Source organism: Streptomyces sp. GL_141 (genome assembly GCF_057834385.1).
The window spans coordinates 5850182-5866216 of sequence record NZ_CM174402.1 but is presented as its reverse complement, the minus strand read 5'-3'; the positions used below and the strand labels follow the sequence as shown (position 1 = coordinate 5866216).

The window sequence follows — 16035 nt, the reverse complement described above, 5'->3', positions numbered from 1 at the left end:
GACGATCACCACAGACCTGTACTCACACCTACTGGGCGGGGTCGGGCGCGACGCTGCCGAGAAGGCCGCCTCACTCGTGCCGCGCCGTCGCCGCGATCAGCCCGAGACGGCCGACCCGCGTTCCCAGGTGGTTCCCAGCCAAAGGCTTGAGCTCGACTCGCCTGATGGCGCGACAGCCCCCGGAAACGCCAAAGCCGCAGGCGAGATCGTTTCTTCACCTGCGGCTTGCAGTGGGGCGGGTGGGACTCGAACCCACGGCCGACGGATTATGAGTCCGCTGCTCTAACCGGCTGAGCTACCGCCCCTTCACGGCGTGGCGCGTACATGTGTGCGCGCCGTCTGCCGCAGCATAGCCGCTCATACGATCTCCTGCCTCGGATGCCTCGCATGATCGGCTTCGCCTGCCCAGAGAGACCGCACAGGGCCCTGCCCGGTTGCGTGCGGGGGCAGAAAAAAAGAAAAAGGACCCACTTGGGGTCCTCATTCCTTCTTGCTCCCCCGACTGGACTCGAACCAGTAACCTGCCGATTAACAGTCGGCTGCTCTGCCAATTGAGCTACAGGGGACCGCGCTCCCCCGACTGGACTCGAACCAGTAACCTGCCGATTAACAGTCGGCTGCTCTGCCAATTGAGCTACAGGGGATTGCTGCGTTGCACCGAACAGCCCACCTCCGGCCTTGGCCAGGGGGCGAGCGCCCGTTGCGAGTCATAGATTAGCGCAAGCAGGGGGGTGCTCCGCCAATCGGTATCGCCAGCGGGCCGGGCACCACACGACGAAGGGTGGCAGGCATGCGGTACAAGGTCACGTTCGCGGTCGGGCTGGCCCTCGGGTACGTGCTCGGAACCCGGGCCGGACGCGAGCGGTATGAACAGTTGAAGAAGTCCGCGCGCGAGTTCGCGCAGAACCCCGCGGTCCGCAACGCCGCCGAGAGCGCTGGTCAGAGCAGCCGGGAGTTCGCCGGCAAGGCCTTCGCCGCGGTGAGCGACAAGGTGGGCGACGCGGTGCCGGACGCCCTGGCCGGACGCGTACGGGGCTTGCGGGCACGGGTCAACGGCAACGGCCCGGGCGAGGACGACTGGGGCACCAGCAACACCTGACCGGCCCGGTCCGCAGTGAGGGGTCCTCGCGCGAGGACCCCTCACCAGCGTCCCGCCCGGCCGCTCCCGGGCCCCGCGCGCGGGGCTCCACATAAGGGACGGGGCCCGTTCCGCGCGCTCCGGGGCGGTCGAGACCACTCCGGAGTGCGGCAGAATTCTCCGTATGGGGATAGTCGCCGGGCTGGACAGCTCTTCCGCGTTCACACGCATCGTCGTCTGTGACACCGAGACGGGCGCCGTGCTGCGCCAGGGGTACGCCCCGCATCCGCAGCCCACCGGCGACGCGGTGCCGCACGAAACCGATCCACAGGCCTGGCTGCTCTCCCTCGGCGAGGCCGCCGGCGGCGGGCTCCTCGAAGGGGTGCAGGCCATCGGTGTCTCCGCGCAGCAGCACGGGCTGCTGCCGCTGGACGCGCAGGGCGGCCTCGTCCGTCCCGCCCTGATCGGCAACGACAAGCGCGGCCAGGCCGCCGCAGCCGAGCTGATCGAGTCCTTCGGCGGCCGCCAGGCCTGGGCCGAGGCCGTCGGCTCCGTCCCCCATGCGGCGCAGCCCGTCGCGAAGCTCGCCTGGCTGGCCCGTACCGAGCCGGAGGCGGCCCGGCGGGTGGCCGTCCTGATGTCCCCGCACGACTGGCTGGTGTGGCAGCTGCTGGGCCGCCCGGCGCGGCGCACCACCGACCGGGGCGGCGCCTCCGGCACCGGCTACTGGTCGGCGGCCGCCGGCGCCTACCGGCCCGACCTGGTCGAGCTCGCGCTGGGGCACCGGGCGCTGCTGCCCGAGGTGCTCGGCCCGGCCGAAGCCGCCGGGACCACGCCCGAGGGGCTGCTGATCTCCGCGGGCACCGGGGAGACCATGGCGGCCGCGCTGGGGCTCGGCATGGGACCGGGCGACGCCGTGGTCTCGCTGGGCGCGTCCGGATCGGTGATGGCGGTGCACCACGAGGCACTGTCGGAGCCGGGCGGGCTGATCACCTCCCTCGCCGACGCCACCGGGCTGCACCTGCCGGTGGTGAACACCCTGAACGCCGTACGGGCCCTGCGCGGCACCGCCGAACTGCTGGGCACCGATCTGGAGGGGCTGAGCGAGCTCGCGCTGAAGTCGACCCCGGGCGCGCACGGACTCGTACTCCTGCCGTACCTGGAGGGTGAGCGGACGCCGAACCTGCCGCACACCGCCGGGACCCTGTCGGGGCTGCGCCGGGACTCCATGAAGCCGGAGCACCTGGCGCGGGCCGCCTTCGAGGGCATGCTGTGCGGGCTGGTGGACGCGCTCGACGTGCTGCGCAGCCGCGGGGTGGAGATCCGCCGGGTGTTCCTGCTCGGCGCGGCCGCCGAACTGCCTGCCGTACAGGCCTTCGCTCCGGGACTGTTCGGCACGCAGGTCCTCGTACCGGCGCCGGCGGACTACGCGGCCCTGGGCGCGGCCCGGCAGGCCGCGTGGGCGCTCGGCGTGGCGCAGGGCACGGCGGCCCCGAACACCCCGCCGGTGTGGCCGGCGCCCGCGGCGCAGCTGTTCGAGCCGGACGAGGAGTACCCGGCCTGGCAGGGCGCGCGCCAGCAGTACGTCGCGACCCGGGACCAGATCCACCCGGGGGCGTTCTAGAGGTCGACCGGCCGGCCGGAGTTCAGCCCAGCTGCGCCTTCACGTGCTCGACGACCGCCTGGAACTCCGCCGTGGGCGAGAAGTCGAGGTACTCGGTGTCCTCCAGAGCGACCGGGGCGTGGCCGGGCGCCCAGTAGCAGGCCTCCCCGGCCGAGTAGACCTCGTCCCCGTCCTTCGTGTGCATCATGATCCGGCCCTTGATCACGTAGGCGTAGTGCGGGCACGGACACAGGTCGTCGGGCAGGCCCTTGAACGCCGGGGTCATGTCGACACCCTTGTCGAAGCGCCCGAAGGCGACGGAGAAGCCGCCGCCGAGCTCCAGCACGCGCAGTTCGGCGCCGTTGCCTTCGAAGAGGACGGGGATCTGTTCCCGTTTGGCTGCCGTCATGATTCCTCCACGACTGTCGATCCGTCCCGAGACCTCCCTCTCCCCCATCGTCCTCCCGGCACCGGGCGTCGGCGCGGTGGCCCCGGCCGGAACCCGGCCTACGCCCTCCCGTGCCCGGCCTACTCCTTTTGACCGGGCTTTACGAAAAGCGGTGGGGTTCCGGCCTCCCGTTGGCAGAAGATGGTGTGAACCCCCTCGATCATGCCGACCGGAGCCTGCGCGTGCTCATACGACTTCTGCGGACCCACCTGGGGCCGTACCGGAAACCGATCGCCGTGCTGGTCCTGCTGCAACTGCTGCAGACCAGCGCGAGCCTCTACCTGCCCACGCTGAACGCCGACATCATTGACAACGGTGTCGTCAACGGCGACACCGGCTACATCCTGCGCTTCGGCGCACTGATGCTCGGCGTCTCGCTGGTCCAGCTCGTCTGCAACGTCGGCGCCGTCTATTACGGGGCCCGTACCGCCGCGGCCTTCGGCCGGGACGTCCGGGCCGGGGTCTTCGACCGCGTGCAGAGCTTCTCCGCGCGTGAGCTCGGCCACTTCGGCGCCCCGTCGCTGATCACCCGTACGACGAACGACGTGCAGCAGATCCAGATGCTCGTGCTGATGACCTTCACGCTGATGGTCTCCGCGCCGATCATGTGCGTCGGCGGCATCTTCATGGCGCTCTCGCTGGACGTGAAGCTCTCGGGCGTGCTGCTCGCGGTGGTCCCGATCCTCGGCCTGTCGGTCGGCGCGATCGTGCTGAAGACCCGCCCGCTGTTCCGCCGGATGCAGACGCGTCTGGACACGGTCAACCGGGTCCTGCGCGAGCAGATCACCGGCAACCGGGTGATCCGTGCCTTCATCCGCGACGACTACGAGAAGGAACGCTTCCGCGAGGCCAACGCCGACCTCACCGGCGTCTCGCTGGCGGCCGGCAAGCTGCTCGCGCTGATGTTCCCGACCGTGATCGTGGTCGTGAACATCTCCAGCGTCGCCGTCGTCTGGTTCGGCGCGATGCGCATCGACGCCGGCGACATGGAGATCGGCCAGCTGACGGCCTTCCTCGCCTACCTGATGCAGATCGTCATGTCCGTGATGATGGCCACCTTCATGTTCATGATGGTGCCGCGCGCCGAGGTCTGTGCCGAGCGCGTCCAGGAGGTCCTGGACACCGACTCCAGCGTGATCCCGCCCGCCGACCCGGTCCGCAAGCTGCTCCACCGCGGCCGCCTGGAACTGCGCGCCGCCGACTTCCGCTACCCGGGCGCCGAGGCCCCCGTGCTGCGCGGGGTCGACCTGGTGGCCCGCCCCGGCGAGACCACCGCGGTGATCGGCTCGACCGGCAGCGGCAAGTCCACGCTGCTGGGGCTGATCCCCCGGCTCTTCGACGCGACCGGCGGCGACGTGCTCGTCGACGGCGAGGACGTACGCCGCCTCGACCCCGACCTGCTCGCCAGGACGGTCGGCATGGTGCCGCAGAAGCCGTACCTCTTCTCCGGGACGGTCGCCAGCAACCTGCGCTACGGGCGCCCCGACGCCACCGACGAAGAGCTCTGGCACGCGCTGGAGGTCGCGCAGGCCAAGGGCTTCGTCTCCGAGCTGGAGGGCGGGCTCGACGCGCCGATCACCCAGGGCGGGACCAACGTCTCCGGCGGCCAGCGCCAGCGGCTCGCGATCGCGCGCACGCTCGTACAGCGCCCGGAGATCTACCTGTTCGACGACTCCTTCTCGGCCCTGGACTACGCCACGGACGCGGCGCTGCGCTCCGCGCTCGCCCGCGAGACCGAGGAGGCGACCGTGGTCATCGTCGCCCAGCGGGTCTCCACGATCCGCGACGCGGACCGGATCATCGTCCTCGACGAGGGGCAGGTGGTGGGCGAGGGGCGCCACCACGAGCTGATGGCCGGCAATGAGACCTACCGGGAGATCGTGCTCTCCCAGCTGACGGAAGCGGAGGCGGCGTGAGCGGGCCCGGAGGACGGATGATGATGGGACCGCCGACGACGCGGTCCATGGACTTCAAGGGCTCGGGCAAGCGGCTGCTGAGCGCGCTGGCGCGCGACCGGGCCAAGCTGTGGGGCATGATCCTCGCGGTCGTCGGCAGCGTCGCCGCGTCGGTGACCGGGCCGAAGATCCTCGGCGAGGCCACCGACCTGGTCTTCGCGGGGATCGTCGGCCGGAGCATGGAGAAGGGCCTCACCAAGCAGCAGGCGCTGGACGGTCTGCGCGCCAGGGGCGAGGGCGGGATGGCGGACATGCTGTCCGGCACCGACTTCACCCCGGGCAAGGGCATCGACTTCGGTGCGGTCGGGACGGTGGCGCTGTGGGCGCTGGCCGTCTTCACGGTCGCCGGTCTGCTGATGCTGGTCGCCACCCGGCTGTCGAACCACATCATGAACGCCGCCGTGTACCGGATGCGCGAGGAGCTCCAGGCGAAGCTGTCGCGGCTGCCGCTGTCGTACTTCGACCAGCAGAAGCGCGGCGAGGTGCTCAGCCGGGCCACGAACGACATCGACAACATCGGGCAGACGATCCAGCAGACGATGGGTCAGCTGCTCAACTCCCTCCTGACGATCGTCGGCGTGCTGGCGATGATGTTCTGGATCTCGCCGGTGCTGGCGCTGGTCGCGCTGGTGACCATCCCGGTGTCCGCGTACGTCGCCGCGAAGATCGGCAAGAAGTCGCAGCCGCAGTTCGTGGCGCAGTGGAAGTCCACGGGCGCGCTGAACGCGCACGTCGAGGAGATGTACTCGGGCCACACCCTGGTCAAGGTCTTCGGCCGGCAGAAGGAGTCCGCGGCCCTGTTCGCCGAGCAGAACGAGGCGCTGTACCGGGCCTCCTTCAAGGCGCAGCTGGTCAGCGGGATCATGCAGCCGGTGATGCTGTTCATCTCGAACATCAACTACGTGCTCGTCGCGGTCGTCGGCGGTCTGAAGGTGGCCTCGGGCACCCTGTCGATCGGTGACGTCCAGGCCTTCATCCAGTACACGCGCCAGTTCTCGATGCCGCTCACGCAGGTCGCCTCCATGGCGAACCTGGTGCAGTCCGGCGTCGCCTCGGCGGAGCGGGTCTACGAGCTGCTGGACGCGCCGGAGCAGGAGGCGGACGCGGAGGTTCCCGAGCGTCCGGAGACCCTGCGCGGGCAGGTCACCTTCGACAAGGTCGCCTTCCGCTACGAGCCGGACAAGCCGCTGATCGACAACCTCTCGCTGAGCGTCGACCCCGGGCAGACGGTCGCGATCGTCGGCCCGACCGGCGCCGGCAAGACCACGCTGGTCAACCTGCTGATGCGGTTCTACGAGGTCACGGGCGGGGAGATCGCCCTCGACGGGGCGGACATCGCGAAGATGACCCGCGAGGAACTGCGCAGCGGCATCGGCATGGTGCTCCAGGACACCTGGCTGTTCGGCGGCACCATCGCGGAGAACATCGCCTACGGGGCCACGCGCGAGGTCACCCGCGCCGAGGTCGAGGAAGCCGCGCGGGCGGCCCACGCCGACCGGTTCATCCGCACCCTGCCCGAGGGCTACGACACGGTGCTGGACGACGAGGGCGCCGGCGTCAGCGCGGGCGAGAAGCAGCTGATCACCATCGCGCGGGCGTTCCTGTCCGACCCGGTGATCCTGGTCCTCGACGAGGCCACGAGCTCGGTGGACACCCGTACCGAGGTGCTGATCCAGAAGGCGATGGCGCGCCTCGCGCACGGCCGTACGTCCTTCGTGATCGCGCACCGGCTGTCCACGATCCGCGACGCCGACCTGATCCTGGTGATGGAGAGCGGCTCGATCGTGGAACAGGGCACGCACGAGGAGCTGCTGCTCTCGGGCGGCGCGTACGCGAAGCTCTACGCCGCGCAGTTCGCGCAGGCGGTGGCCGAGGTCGACTAGGCCGGTACGCAGGGCCGTACGGGGAGGGGCGCCTTGCGGGGCGCCCCTTTCCCGTACGTACGCACGCACTCAGTCCAGGTATCCGCGCAGCTGGTCCGCGAAGGCGTGGTCGCGCAGCTTGTTGAGGGTCTTGGACTCGATCTGGCGGATCCGCTCCCGGGTCACCCCGAAGATCCGCCCGATCTCCTCCAGGGTGCGCGGCCGCCCGTCGGCGAGCCCGTAGCGGAGCTGGACCACCTTGCGCTCCCGCTCCCCGAGGGTCGAGAGCACCGCTTCCAGGTGCTCGCGCAGCAGGAAGAACGCGGCCGATTCGACCGGCGAGGCGGCGTCGCCGTCCTCGATGAGGTCGCCGAGCGCGACGTCGTCCTCCTCGCCCACGGGGGCGTGCAGCGAGACCGGCTCCTGCGCGAGGCGCAGCACCTCCAGGACCCGCTCGGGGGTCAGCTCCAGGTGGACGGCGACCTCCTCGGCGGTGGGTTCGTACCCCCGCTCCTGGAGCATGCGGCGCTGGACGCGCACGACGCGGTTGATCAGTTCGACGACGTGGACGGGGACGCGGATGGTCCGGGCCTGGTCGGCGAGGGCGCGGGACATGGCCTGACGGATCCACCAGGTGGCGTAGGTGGAGAACTTGTAGCCGCGGGCGTAGTCGAACTTCTCGACGGCGCGGATCAGTCCGAGGTTTCCCTCCTGGACCAGGTCGAGCATGGTCAGTCCGCGGCCGACGTAGCGCTTGGCGACGGAGACGACGAGCCGCAGGTTCGACTCGATGAGACGCCGTTTGGCCATCCGGCCCATGACGACGAGCTTGTCGAGGTCGAGCGTGAGCTGCAGGTCGAGCGGGACGCCGCTGCCGAGCTTCTCCTCCGCGAACAGGCCCGCTTCCACGCGGCGCGCGAGCTCGACCTCCTCGACGGCGGTGAGCAGCGGGATCCTGCCTATCTCGCGCAGGTACTGCCGGAAGAGGTCGGCGGACGGTCCCGCTCCGCCGGAGCCTTCCGCCGGACGCTTGCGCGGCGTGGGCACCTTCGCCATGAGCTCCGGGACCTCAGACTCCTCGGCCTCCTCGGCCTCCTCCTCGTGCATGGCGTCGGCCTCGGCCTCGGACTCGGGCTCTTCGGCCGCGGGCACTTCGGCGGGCGGGCTGACGGTGACGGTCAGGCTCTGGGTCTGCACGGGGGCGACCTCCACAGGGCTCCGAGGACGGGTGCACCGCACCTCAGTGTGGGGTACGACACATCGCTGCCACGAGGGGCGTGCGACCACTTTCTGGGTCCGGTGCGTGACCCATGGTTACCCCCGGACCAGAACCCCGATGCGGATCGGACGCATGTCCGAGAGGATCGTGGCCATGTCTGTGTACGAAACCCACGTCACCGTGCGCTGCGCCGGTCCGGCGGAGCTGGCCCGGCTCGAATCATGGGCGGTGGAGCGGGAGTTGAAGGTGACGCACATCGTGCTGGCCCGGGGCCGGATGGCCTCGCAGCCGATGCTGACGCTGCCCGGCCGGGACGGGCACGAGGCGCTGGCGCCCCGGCTGCGCGCGGCCGGCTTCGACCCGGTCCGGGTCAAGGTGGAGACGGTCCCGTGGACCACGGAACCCCCGGGTCCGGGCGGCGGCTACTTCGAGCACCACCTGAAACTGCGACTGCCCGCCGACTTCGGTCGGGCCGCTCTGGAGGCCTTGGTGGTCCCGCACGGGGCGCACGTGTCGTGGAACGCCCGCCGGGTCCTGCCCGGGGGGCAGCAGGAACGCTTCGTGACCCAGAGGTTCCGGGGCACGCAGCAGGGGGCGGGGGCGGCGTGCGATGCGCTGGTCGCCGCGCTGAGCGGGGCCGGGTACGAAATCCGCTCGGAGGAGCGGGAGTTCGTGCTGTACGACAGCGACCTGTCGGTGGACGACGGGTGGATCGAGGAGGAGGGCGCACGATGAGCAGCCGGGAGTGGAAGCCGTCGATTCCGGGCGGCCCGGAAGATCCGGCGGAGCCGGCGGCGGAGCGGTCTCGACGGATGGACCAGCAGCCCCGGACCATGAGGACGGGCGACAGGGGCGACCCGACCGTGGTGGCCTTCGACCCCGCCCTCAAGCACTTCTCCGAGGCGTACCGGCCTCTGGACCCGGTGATCTCGGAGCCGGCGGCGCGAGCGGTCTGGCGGTCGGCCCGACGGGCGGCGATGGACGTGGCGTTGCGTGCGGTCGGGGCCTCGGGCGACGCCGATTCGCTGGTGCTGCGCGGCAGCATGCTGATGTCCCAGTGGTTCGGGAAGATCGCGCGGGAACCGCACGACCTGGACTTCGTCGTGGTCCCCGCCGACTGGATGATCGAGGAGGACCGCACTGGGCGCATGCTGGACGCGATCACGGCCGGGGCCGAGCGGCTGGCCGCGTACGGAGGCCTGGTGATGCCGGCGGCGGACGCGGTCTCCGAGTACATCTGGACGTACGAACGCGTTCCGGGGCGCAGGCTGGTCCTCCCCTGGTCCGCGCCGGGGGTGCGGGGCGGTCAGGTCCAGCTGGACTTCGTCTTCAACGAGCCCCTGCCGGTCGCGCCCGAGCCCGTGGTGGTCGCGGGGATCCCGCTGCTGGGGGCCACTCCGGAGCTGTCCCTCGCCTGGAAACTGGTGTGGCTGGCCGGGGACATGTACCCGCAGGGCAAGGACCTCTACGACGCGGTCCTGCTGGCGGAGAGCTGCGCGCTGCCCTACCCGCTGCTGGCGGAGGTGTTCCGGCTCTCCGGCGAATTCGAGGTCGGCGGCGGCGGGCAACAGCCACCCGCCCCGGAGGTCTTCGAGGGGTTCGCGCAGACGGACTGGGCAACGTTCCACAAGGAGTACCCGGGGATCCCCGGCTCCGCCGAGTCCTACGCGGAGCGGCTGCTCGCGGCGCTGGCGCCCACCTTCGCCGGGGCTCCGGAGAACGCCTAGGCCGGCTCGACGCGGACCGCGCAGACCTTGAACTCCGGCATCCGGGACACCGGGTCCAGCGCCGGGTTGGTCAGGGTGTTGGCGCGGCCCTCGCCCGGCCAGTGGAAGGGCATGAAGACGGTGTCCGCCCGGATGGTGTCCGTGATGCGGGCCGGGGCGACCGCGCGGCCGCGGCGGGAGGTGACCGCGAGGGGGGCTCCGTCGACCGCGCCGATGCGGGCCGCGAGGCGCGGGTGGAGTTCCACGAAGGGGCCGGGGGCGGCTTCGTTGAGCTCGTCCACCCGGCGGGTCTGCGCGCCCGACTGGTACTGGGCGACGACCCGGCCGGTGGTGAGGAGGAGCGGGTACTCCGTGTCCGGGACCTCCGCGGCGTCCCGGTGGGTGACGGGCACGAAGCGGGCCCGGCCGTCCTCGGTGGCGAAGCGGTCCAGGAAGAGCCGCGGGGTGCCGGGGTGGGGATCCGTGGCACCGGGGTCCGCCGTCCGCGAGGGAGCGGGACAGGGCCAGAAGACGCCCTGCTCCGCCTCGATGCGGGCGTACGTGATGCCCGAGTAGTCCGCCGGGCCGCCCGCCGACGCGCGGCGCAGCTCCTCGAAGACCTCCTCGGGGTCGGCCGGGAAGAACTTCGGCATGCCGAGGCGGGTGGCCAGGCCGTGCAGGACTTCGAGGTCGGAGCGGACCCCCGGCGGCGGGGTCAGGGCCCGGCGGCGGAGCAGGACGCGGCCCTCCAGGTTGGTGGTGGTGCCGGTCTCCTCCGCCCACTGGGTGACCGGGAGGACCACGTCGGCCAGGGCCGCCGTCTCGGAGAGGACCACGTCGGCGACGGCCAGGAAGTCCAGGGAGCGGATGCGTTCCTCGATGTGGGCGGCCCGGGGGGCCGAGACCACCGGGTTGGAGCCCATCAGGAGGAGGGCCTTGACGTCCGAGCCCAGCGCGTCGAGGAGTTCGTAGGCGCTGCGGCCGGGGCCGGGGAGGGTGTCGGGGTCGACGCCCCAGACCCCGGCGACGTGGGCGCGGGCCGCCGGGTCGGTGAGTTTGCGGTAGCCGGGGAGCTGGTCGGCCTTCTGGCCGTGCTCGCGGCCGCCCTGGCCGTTGCCCTGGCCGGTGAGGCAGCCGTAGCCGGAGAGCGGGCGGCCGGCCCGGCCGGTGGCGAGGCAGAGGTTGATCCAGGCTCCGACGGTGTCGGTGCCCTTGGACTGCTGCTCGGGTCCGCGTGCGGTGAGCACCATCGCGGAGGCCGGGGCACAGAACATCGCCACCGCCTCGCGGAGCTTCGGCACCGGAACGCCCGTGATCCGCTCCACGAGCTCGGGCCAGTGCGCCATCGCGCCGGCCCGGGCCTCCTCCCAGCCCGTGGTGCGCTCGGCGATGAACTCCTCGTCGGTGTGCCCGCCCGCCACCACCAGGTGCAGCAGGCCGAGCGCGAGGGCCAGGTCCGTGCCGGGGCGCGGGGCCAGGTGCAGGTCGGCCTGTTCGGCGGTGCGCGTGCGGCGCGGGTCGACCACGATCAGCGTGCCGCCGTTCTCGCGGAGTTCCCGGAAGAAGCGGAGCGCGGGCGGCATGGTGTCGGCGGGGTTGGAGCCGACGAGGATGACGCAGCCGGTCCGGGGGATGTCCTCCAGCGGGAAGGGCAGCCCCCGGTCGAGCCCGAAGGCCCGCTGGTGCGCGGCGGCGGCGGAGGACATGCAGAACCGGCCGTTGTAGTCGATCTGCGAGGTCCCCAGCGCGATGCGGGCGAACTTCCCGAGGGCGTACGCCTTCTCGTTGGTCAGCCCGCCGCCGCCGAACACCCCGACCGCGTCGGCCCCGTACGACCGCCGCGTGCGGGCGAGGCCCTCGGCGACGGCGTCGAGGGCCTCCTCCCAGGTGGCCGGCTCCAGCCGCCCTGCGTGGGTGCGGACGAGCGGCTCGGTGAGGCGCACCCGGGAGGAGAGCACGGCGGGGGCGGTGCGGCCCTTGCCGCACAGCGCGCCCCGGTTCACGGGGAAGTCGGCCCGCTCCTCCACCACCACGCCCGCGCCGCCGGGCTCGGGGCGGAGGTTCATGCCGCACTGCAGCGCGCAGTACGGGCAGTGCGTGGCGGTGACGGAGTCCGAGGTGTGCATGCAGCCCAGCGTGCGTCGACGGTGTTACACGGGCCGCCGCCCCGCGTTACAAGTCGGCGTGCTCCACCTCAGCGCCACCGGGCGGCTCCGGTGAGGTGGCCCGGCACACGGGAGGGGACGGGATCTCGGCGTACACGATCCGGGCGCCGGTGTCGGGGTTATTGCCCCGTCAGGTACTTCACCGTGAGGCCGGCCGTCCAGCCGCCGTCGACCGCGAGTTCGGCGCCGGTCATGTAGCCCGCGGCGTCCGAGAGGAGGAAGGCGACGGCTGCGGCGATCTCCTCGGGGAGGCCGACGCGGCCGAGGGGGGCGCCGGGGTAGTTGCCCTCGCCCGCCTGGATGCCGACCGGGGCCGTCATCGGGGTGAGCGTCATGCCGGGGTGTACGGAGTTCACGCGGATCCGGGATTCCGCGAGCTCGACCGCGCCGATCTTCGAGAGTCCGCGCACGCCCCACTTGGAGGCTCCGTAGCCGGCGGTCAGGGCGAGGCCGGTGAGGCCCGCGGCGGAGGAGATGTTGACGATGGAGCCGCCGCCGTTCTCCCGCATCAGCGGGATCGCGGCCTTGATGCCGATGAAGACGCCGACCAGGTTGATCTCGACGACCTTGCGGAAGTGCTCGACGCTCTCGTGCTCCAGGAACTGGCCGGTGGCGATGCCGGCGTTGTTGACCAGCCCGTCGATGCGGCCGAACTCGGCGAGGGCGAAGGCGAGGGCCGCGTCCCAGTCGGATTCGCTGGTCACGTCGTGGCGCAGGAAGCGCGCCGCGTCGCCGAGCTCGGCCGCCGTCTCGGCGCCCTCGGCCTCCAGGACGTCGGTGATCAGCACCTTGCCGCCGCCGTCCACGACGGCCTGCGCGGCCGCCGCGCCGAGGCCGCGGGCCCCACCGGTGATGACGACGACCTTGCCGCTCAGATCCACACCAGCCACGGTTCCACACCCCTGACACACGAGACAGATCGGTATATGACTAATCGGCATATGCCGATCGCGGCGTCAGTCTGCCAGAGAGGCCAGGGCGCGCGACACCCCCTCTTCCTTCGGCCCCAGGAACCGCGGCTCCGGCTCGAAGACCGCGTCCAGTGCCGCCTTGCCCGCCGCGAAGACCTCGCGGGCCCCGCCGTAGTACCAGGTCGCGTCGTGCACGTCGGACACCCCGACCCCGTACGAGTCCACGCCCGCGGCCCGGCACAGCGCGACCGCCCGGCGGATGTGGAAGCCCTGGCTGATCAGGACCGCCCGGTGCACGCCGAAGACCTCCCGGGCCCGGACACAGGAGTCCCACGAGTCGAAGCCGGCGTAGTCGCTGACGACGCGGGCGTCGGGCACCCCGTGGCCCGTCAGGTACGCGCGCATCGCGTCGGGCTCGTCGTAGTCGGTCCGGCTGTTGTCGCCGGTGACCAGGACGACCTTCACCTTCCCCGCCCGGTAGAGCTCGACGGCGGCGTCGAGCCGGCGCGCGAGGTACGGGGTGGGCCGGCCGTTCCACAGCCCGGCACCGAAGACCACGGCCACCTCGGCGGCGGGCGCGTCGGCGGTGGTCCGCAGCCGGGGCCCGGCGGACGCGTGCGTCCACGCCGAGGGCAGCAGGGCCAGCACGCAGCCCGCCATCACCACCCGCACGGCCCGCCGCCGGGCCCGTACGGTCCGGGGCACCCCGATCCGTACGGCCTTCACCCGCTCCCACGCCGCCCCCGGCAACCCTCGTACCGCTGCGCGCCTCAATGCGATCCCCTTGCTGGTGGTGCCGGTGGTCCTGCTGCTGCCGGGCCTGCTGCTGCGGTCCTGCTGCTGCCGGTCCTGTCGTCTACGGACGCGCGTGCGATCCCGGCGGTTGCCCTGCGGGTACCCGGCGGTGTCCGCGGGGCACCGTGGAGCCGGACGGTTCCCCGCCCCCGCCCCGTCGCTCGCTACAGGCGCCGCACCACGGCGTACGCCGCCCCCCGGCCCAGCGCCGGCAGCAGGAAGGAGACCCACGCCACCGCGCCCGGCACCGGGTGCGGATGTCCGTACAGGGCGGGCAGGTGAAGGGCGAAGGCGAGCAGCAGCGAGCCGGTCCAGCAGAGCTGGGCTCGCCCGGACCGCGGGAGGGCCGTCAGCTCGTCCGTGTCCATCACCGCCGTGCCGACCAGCCCCGCCACCAGCAGGAACAGGATGAGGAACGCGGCCAGGAGGCTCGCCTTGCGCGCCTCGTCCGCCTGCGGGAACACGTCCCAGGAGGCCGACCCGGCCACGGTCCGCAGATCCTTGCGCTCATCGACCCGCCCCTCCAGGGCTGGCCACGAGGGCGCGTACAGGAGCAGTACGCGGTCTCCCACCTCCGGCTTCTCGTAGGTGTAGGCCGATGCCCGGACCGGCTCCGCGGCTCCCGGGAGGGTCAGCTCGAGCCAGGAGGTCCACCCGAGCACCTGTCCCTCGCTGGTGTGGGCGTGCACTCCCGTGGGTGCGTGCGCCACCACTGCCGTCTCCACCGCCGCGCCGGCCCGCCGCAGTTCGGGCTCCGCCTCCCGGTGGTGCTGCTGGAAGGAGGCGGTGAGGAGCGCCGCGGACGCCAGGGCGGTGAACAGCCAGACCGCCGCCTCCCGCGTGCGCACCCAGAGGGCCCCGGAACCGGGTCCGGCCGTTCGGGGCCGGGGCTTCCGGCTCGGCTCCCACCACTCCTCCGCCGCCTGCGCACGGGCCTCCCGCGCTTCCAAGGCCGCCACCAGGGCCGCCCGTACGACGGCGGCGCCGGCCGCCACCCAACCCCAGAGGGCGACCCCGGCAAGGATCTCACCCGTCCCCCACGCACCCAGCGACAGCACGCAGGCGACGACGGCCGCACCGCCGGACAGCAACGCGCAGCCGCGGGCCGCCCACTTCAAGAACCCGCCCATGTGTCCCCCACGCACGCCCCTACCTCACGCATCCCCGTACCCCGCACATCCCGGCGCCCCCCACATCCCGGCGCCCGCGCACAGGGAAGCACGCCGCGACCCCACCCCCGCCGTCCACCCCCCTGTGAGCAGGTGGAAAACACCCGTCACGCCCGCGCAACGCACCGGCAACCTGCCGCGCGCAGGATCGGTTCATGACGGAGCCGGCGCACCCTCCCGAGTCCATGCCCCTTCCCCCGCTCCTCCCGCTCCCCCCTCTCCCGCCCGTCCCACCGCTCCCGCTCCCGCCCCTCCACCCGCTTCCGCCCGCGACCACGGCGGAGCTGCTGACCCGGATCACCGCCCAGCTCGGTACGCAGCTCAGCGGTCTGCGCCCCCGACACCACGCAGGAGTCCTCCCATGCAGCAGCCCGCCCTCGTCGCCGTGGCCCACGGCAGCCGCGATCCGCGCGCCCTCCACACCGTCGAAGCCCTGCTCGAACGGGTCCGTGAGCTCCGCCCCCGCCTCGACGTCCGGCTCGGTCACATCGAGCTGAACCACCCGCTGCTGGACCACACCCTCGAACGGGCCGCCGGCGCCGCCGTCCTGGTGCCGCTGCTGCTCGGCCGCGGCACCCACGTCAAGCGGGACCTGCCGGCCGCCGCCGCCCGCGCCGGGCATCTGCGGACCCGGGTCGCCGCCCCGCTCGGACCGCATCCGCTGCTCGTCGAGGCCCTGTACGAGCGGCTCGTGGAGGCCGGCTGGAGCGCCGGGTCGGCGGTGGTGCTGGCCGCCGCCGGGTCCCGCGACCCCGACTCCGCCACCGATGTGCGGGCCACCGCCGACCTGCTCTCGGAACGCCTCGGCGGGGTCCCCGTGGTGGCCGCCTACGCCTCGGGCACCGCGCCCGGAGTGCCCGCCGCCGTGCGGGCCCTGGCCGCGCGGGGCCTCCACCGGGTCGCGGTCGCCTCCTACTTCACCGCCCCGGGCCGCTTCGCCGCCGCGACCGCCGCCGCCGCCCCGGGCCCGGCCGCCGCCCCGCTGGGCGCCCATCCGGCGCTGGCCCGGCTGGTGCTCCAGCGCTACGACGAAGCCGCCGCCGCGCTCGCAGGACCCGTAGCCCGGGAGCACCCGCTGGAACTGGCCACCGCGTAACGGTCTGGTTGGTTCGCAATCGCTCGGA

The 16035-nt window shown here is 72.5% G+C and carries 12 protein-coding genes, 3 tRNA genes and 1 pseudogene; 7 read left to right on the top strand and 9 right to left on the bottom strand.

Annotation, left to right across the window (positions count from 1 at the left end):
- Positions 1-231 precede the first annotated feature (231 nt).
- From AC3IX6_RS25970 to AC3IX6_RS25960, 3 genes are all read right to left on the bottom strand, one after another.
- Positions 232-305, bottom strand: a tRNA-Ile gene (locus tag AC3IX6_RS25970).
- 188 nt (positions 306-493) lie between these two features.
- Positions 494-566: transfer RNA gene (locus AC3IX6_RS25965), tRNA-Asn, on the bottom strand.
- A 5-nt stretch (positions 567-571) separates the two neighbouring features.
- A tRNA-Asn gene (locus tag AC3IX6_RS25960) sits at positions 572-644 on the bottom strand.
- A 146-nt stretch (positions 645-790) separates the two neighbouring features.
- Between AC3IX6_RS25960 and AC3IX6_RS25955 the strand changes: the two genes are divergently transcribed.
- Together AC3IX6_RS25955 and AC3IX6_RS25950 are read left to right on the top strand one after the other, a co-directional pair.
- Entirely contained in the window at positions 791-1099 is a 309-nt protein-coding gene (locus tag AC3IX6_RS25955) for a YtxH domain-containing protein (protein WP_489365060.1), read from the top strand.
- 163 nt (positions 1100-1262) lie between these two features.
- Positions 1263-2702, top strand: a complete 1440-nt coding sequence (locus tag AC3IX6_RS25950; RefSeq protein ID WP_489365058.1) for an FGGY family carbohydrate kinase — start codon at positions 1263-1265, stop codon at positions 2700-2702.
- 22 nt (positions 2703-2724) lie between these two features.
- Here the strand turns inward: AC3IX6_RS25950 and AC3IX6_RS25945 are convergent, their stop codons facing one another.
- Positions 2725-3090, bottom strand: a complete 366-nt coding sequence (locus tag AC3IX6_RS25945; RefSeq protein ID WP_489365056.1) for a cupin domain-containing protein — start codon at positions 3088-3090, stop codon at positions 2725-2727.
- A gap of 221 nt (positions 3091-3311) precedes the next feature.
- Between AC3IX6_RS25945 and AC3IX6_RS25940 the strand changes: the two genes are divergently transcribed.
- On the top strand, positions 3312-5045 hold the full coding sequence (locus AC3IX6_RS25940; RefSeq protein WP_489365054.1) for an ABC transporter ATP-binding protein: 1734 nt from the start codon (positions 3312-3314) through the stop codon (positions 5043-5045).
- Complete coding sequence (locus AC3IX6_RS25935) at positions 5042-6967, top strand: ABC transporter ATP-binding protein (RefSeq protein ID WP_489365052.1); 1926 nt, start codon at positions 5042-5044, stop codon at positions 6965-6967. Before AC3IX6_RS25940 ends, AC3IX6_RS25935 begins: the two co-directional genes overlap by 4 nt.
- 69 nt (positions 6968-7036) lie before the next feature.
- On the opposite strand, the gene AC3IX6_RS25930 is transcribed toward AC3IX6_RS25935, so the two are convergent.
- Positions 7037-8143 carry an RNA polymerase sigma factor gene (locus tag AC3IX6_RS25930; RefSeq protein WP_489365051.1) on the bottom strand — a complete coding sequence of 369 codons (1107 nt, stop codon included), beginning with the start codon at positions 8141-8143 and terminating at the stop codon, positions 7037-7039.
- Between the two features lie 175 nt (positions 8144-8318).
- Here AC3IX6_RS25930 and AC3IX6_RS25925 point away from each other — a divergent pair, with 175 nt between their 5' ends.
- Positions 8319-8900: a hypothetical protein gene (locus AC3IX6_RS25925; RefSeq protein WP_489365050.1), complete on the top strand. Its 582-nt coding sequence runs from the start codon at positions 8319-8321 to the stop codon at positions 8898-8900.
- The gene (locus AC3IX6_RS25920) at positions 8897-9892 is read left to right on the top strand and encodes a nucleotidyl transferase AbiEii/AbiGii toxin family protein (protein WP_489365049.1); all 996 of its coding nucleotides are present in this window, start codon (positions 8897-8899) and stop codon (positions 9890-9892) included. The genes AC3IX6_RS25925 and AC3IX6_RS25920 overlap by 4 nt, the downstream gene beginning before the upstream one ends.
- Here AC3IX6_RS25920 and AC3IX6_RS25915 read toward each other — a convergent pair.
- From AC3IX6_RS25915 to AC3IX6_RS25900, 4 genes are all read right to left on the bottom strand, one after another.
- On the bottom strand, positions 9889-11997 hold the full coding sequence (locus AC3IX6_RS25915) for a molybdopterin oxidoreductase family protein (protein WP_489365047.1): 2109 nt from the start codon (positions 11995-11997) through the stop codon (positions 9889-9891). The genes AC3IX6_RS25920 and AC3IX6_RS25915 overlap by 4 nt on opposite strands.
- 158 nt (positions 11998-12155) lie before the next feature.
- A complete protein-coding gene (locus AC3IX6_RS25910; protein ID WP_489365045.1) occupies positions 12156-12977 on the bottom strand; it encodes a glucose 1-dehydrogenase in 822 nt (273 codons plus the stop codon).
- 15 nt (positions 12978-12992) lie between these two features.
- Complete coding sequence (locus tag AC3IX6_RS25905; RefSeq protein WP_250752247.1) at positions 12993-13607, bottom strand: SanA/YdcF family protein; 615 nt, start codon at positions 13605-13607, stop codon at positions 12993-12995.
- 299 nt (positions 13608-13906) lie between these two features.
- Positions 13907-14872: a hypothetical protein gene (locus AC3IX6_RS25900; RefSeq protein WP_489365043.1), complete on the bottom strand. Its 966-nt coding sequence runs from the start codon at positions 14870-14872 to the stop codon at positions 13907-13909.
- Positions 14873-15066: 194 nt separating this feature from the next.
- Here AC3IX6_RS25900 and AC3IX6_RS25895 point away from each other — a divergent pair.
- Positions 15067-16007, top strand: a pseudogene (locus AC3IX6_RS25895) (sirohydrochlorin chelatase).
- Positions 16008-16035: the final 28 nt, after the last annotated feature.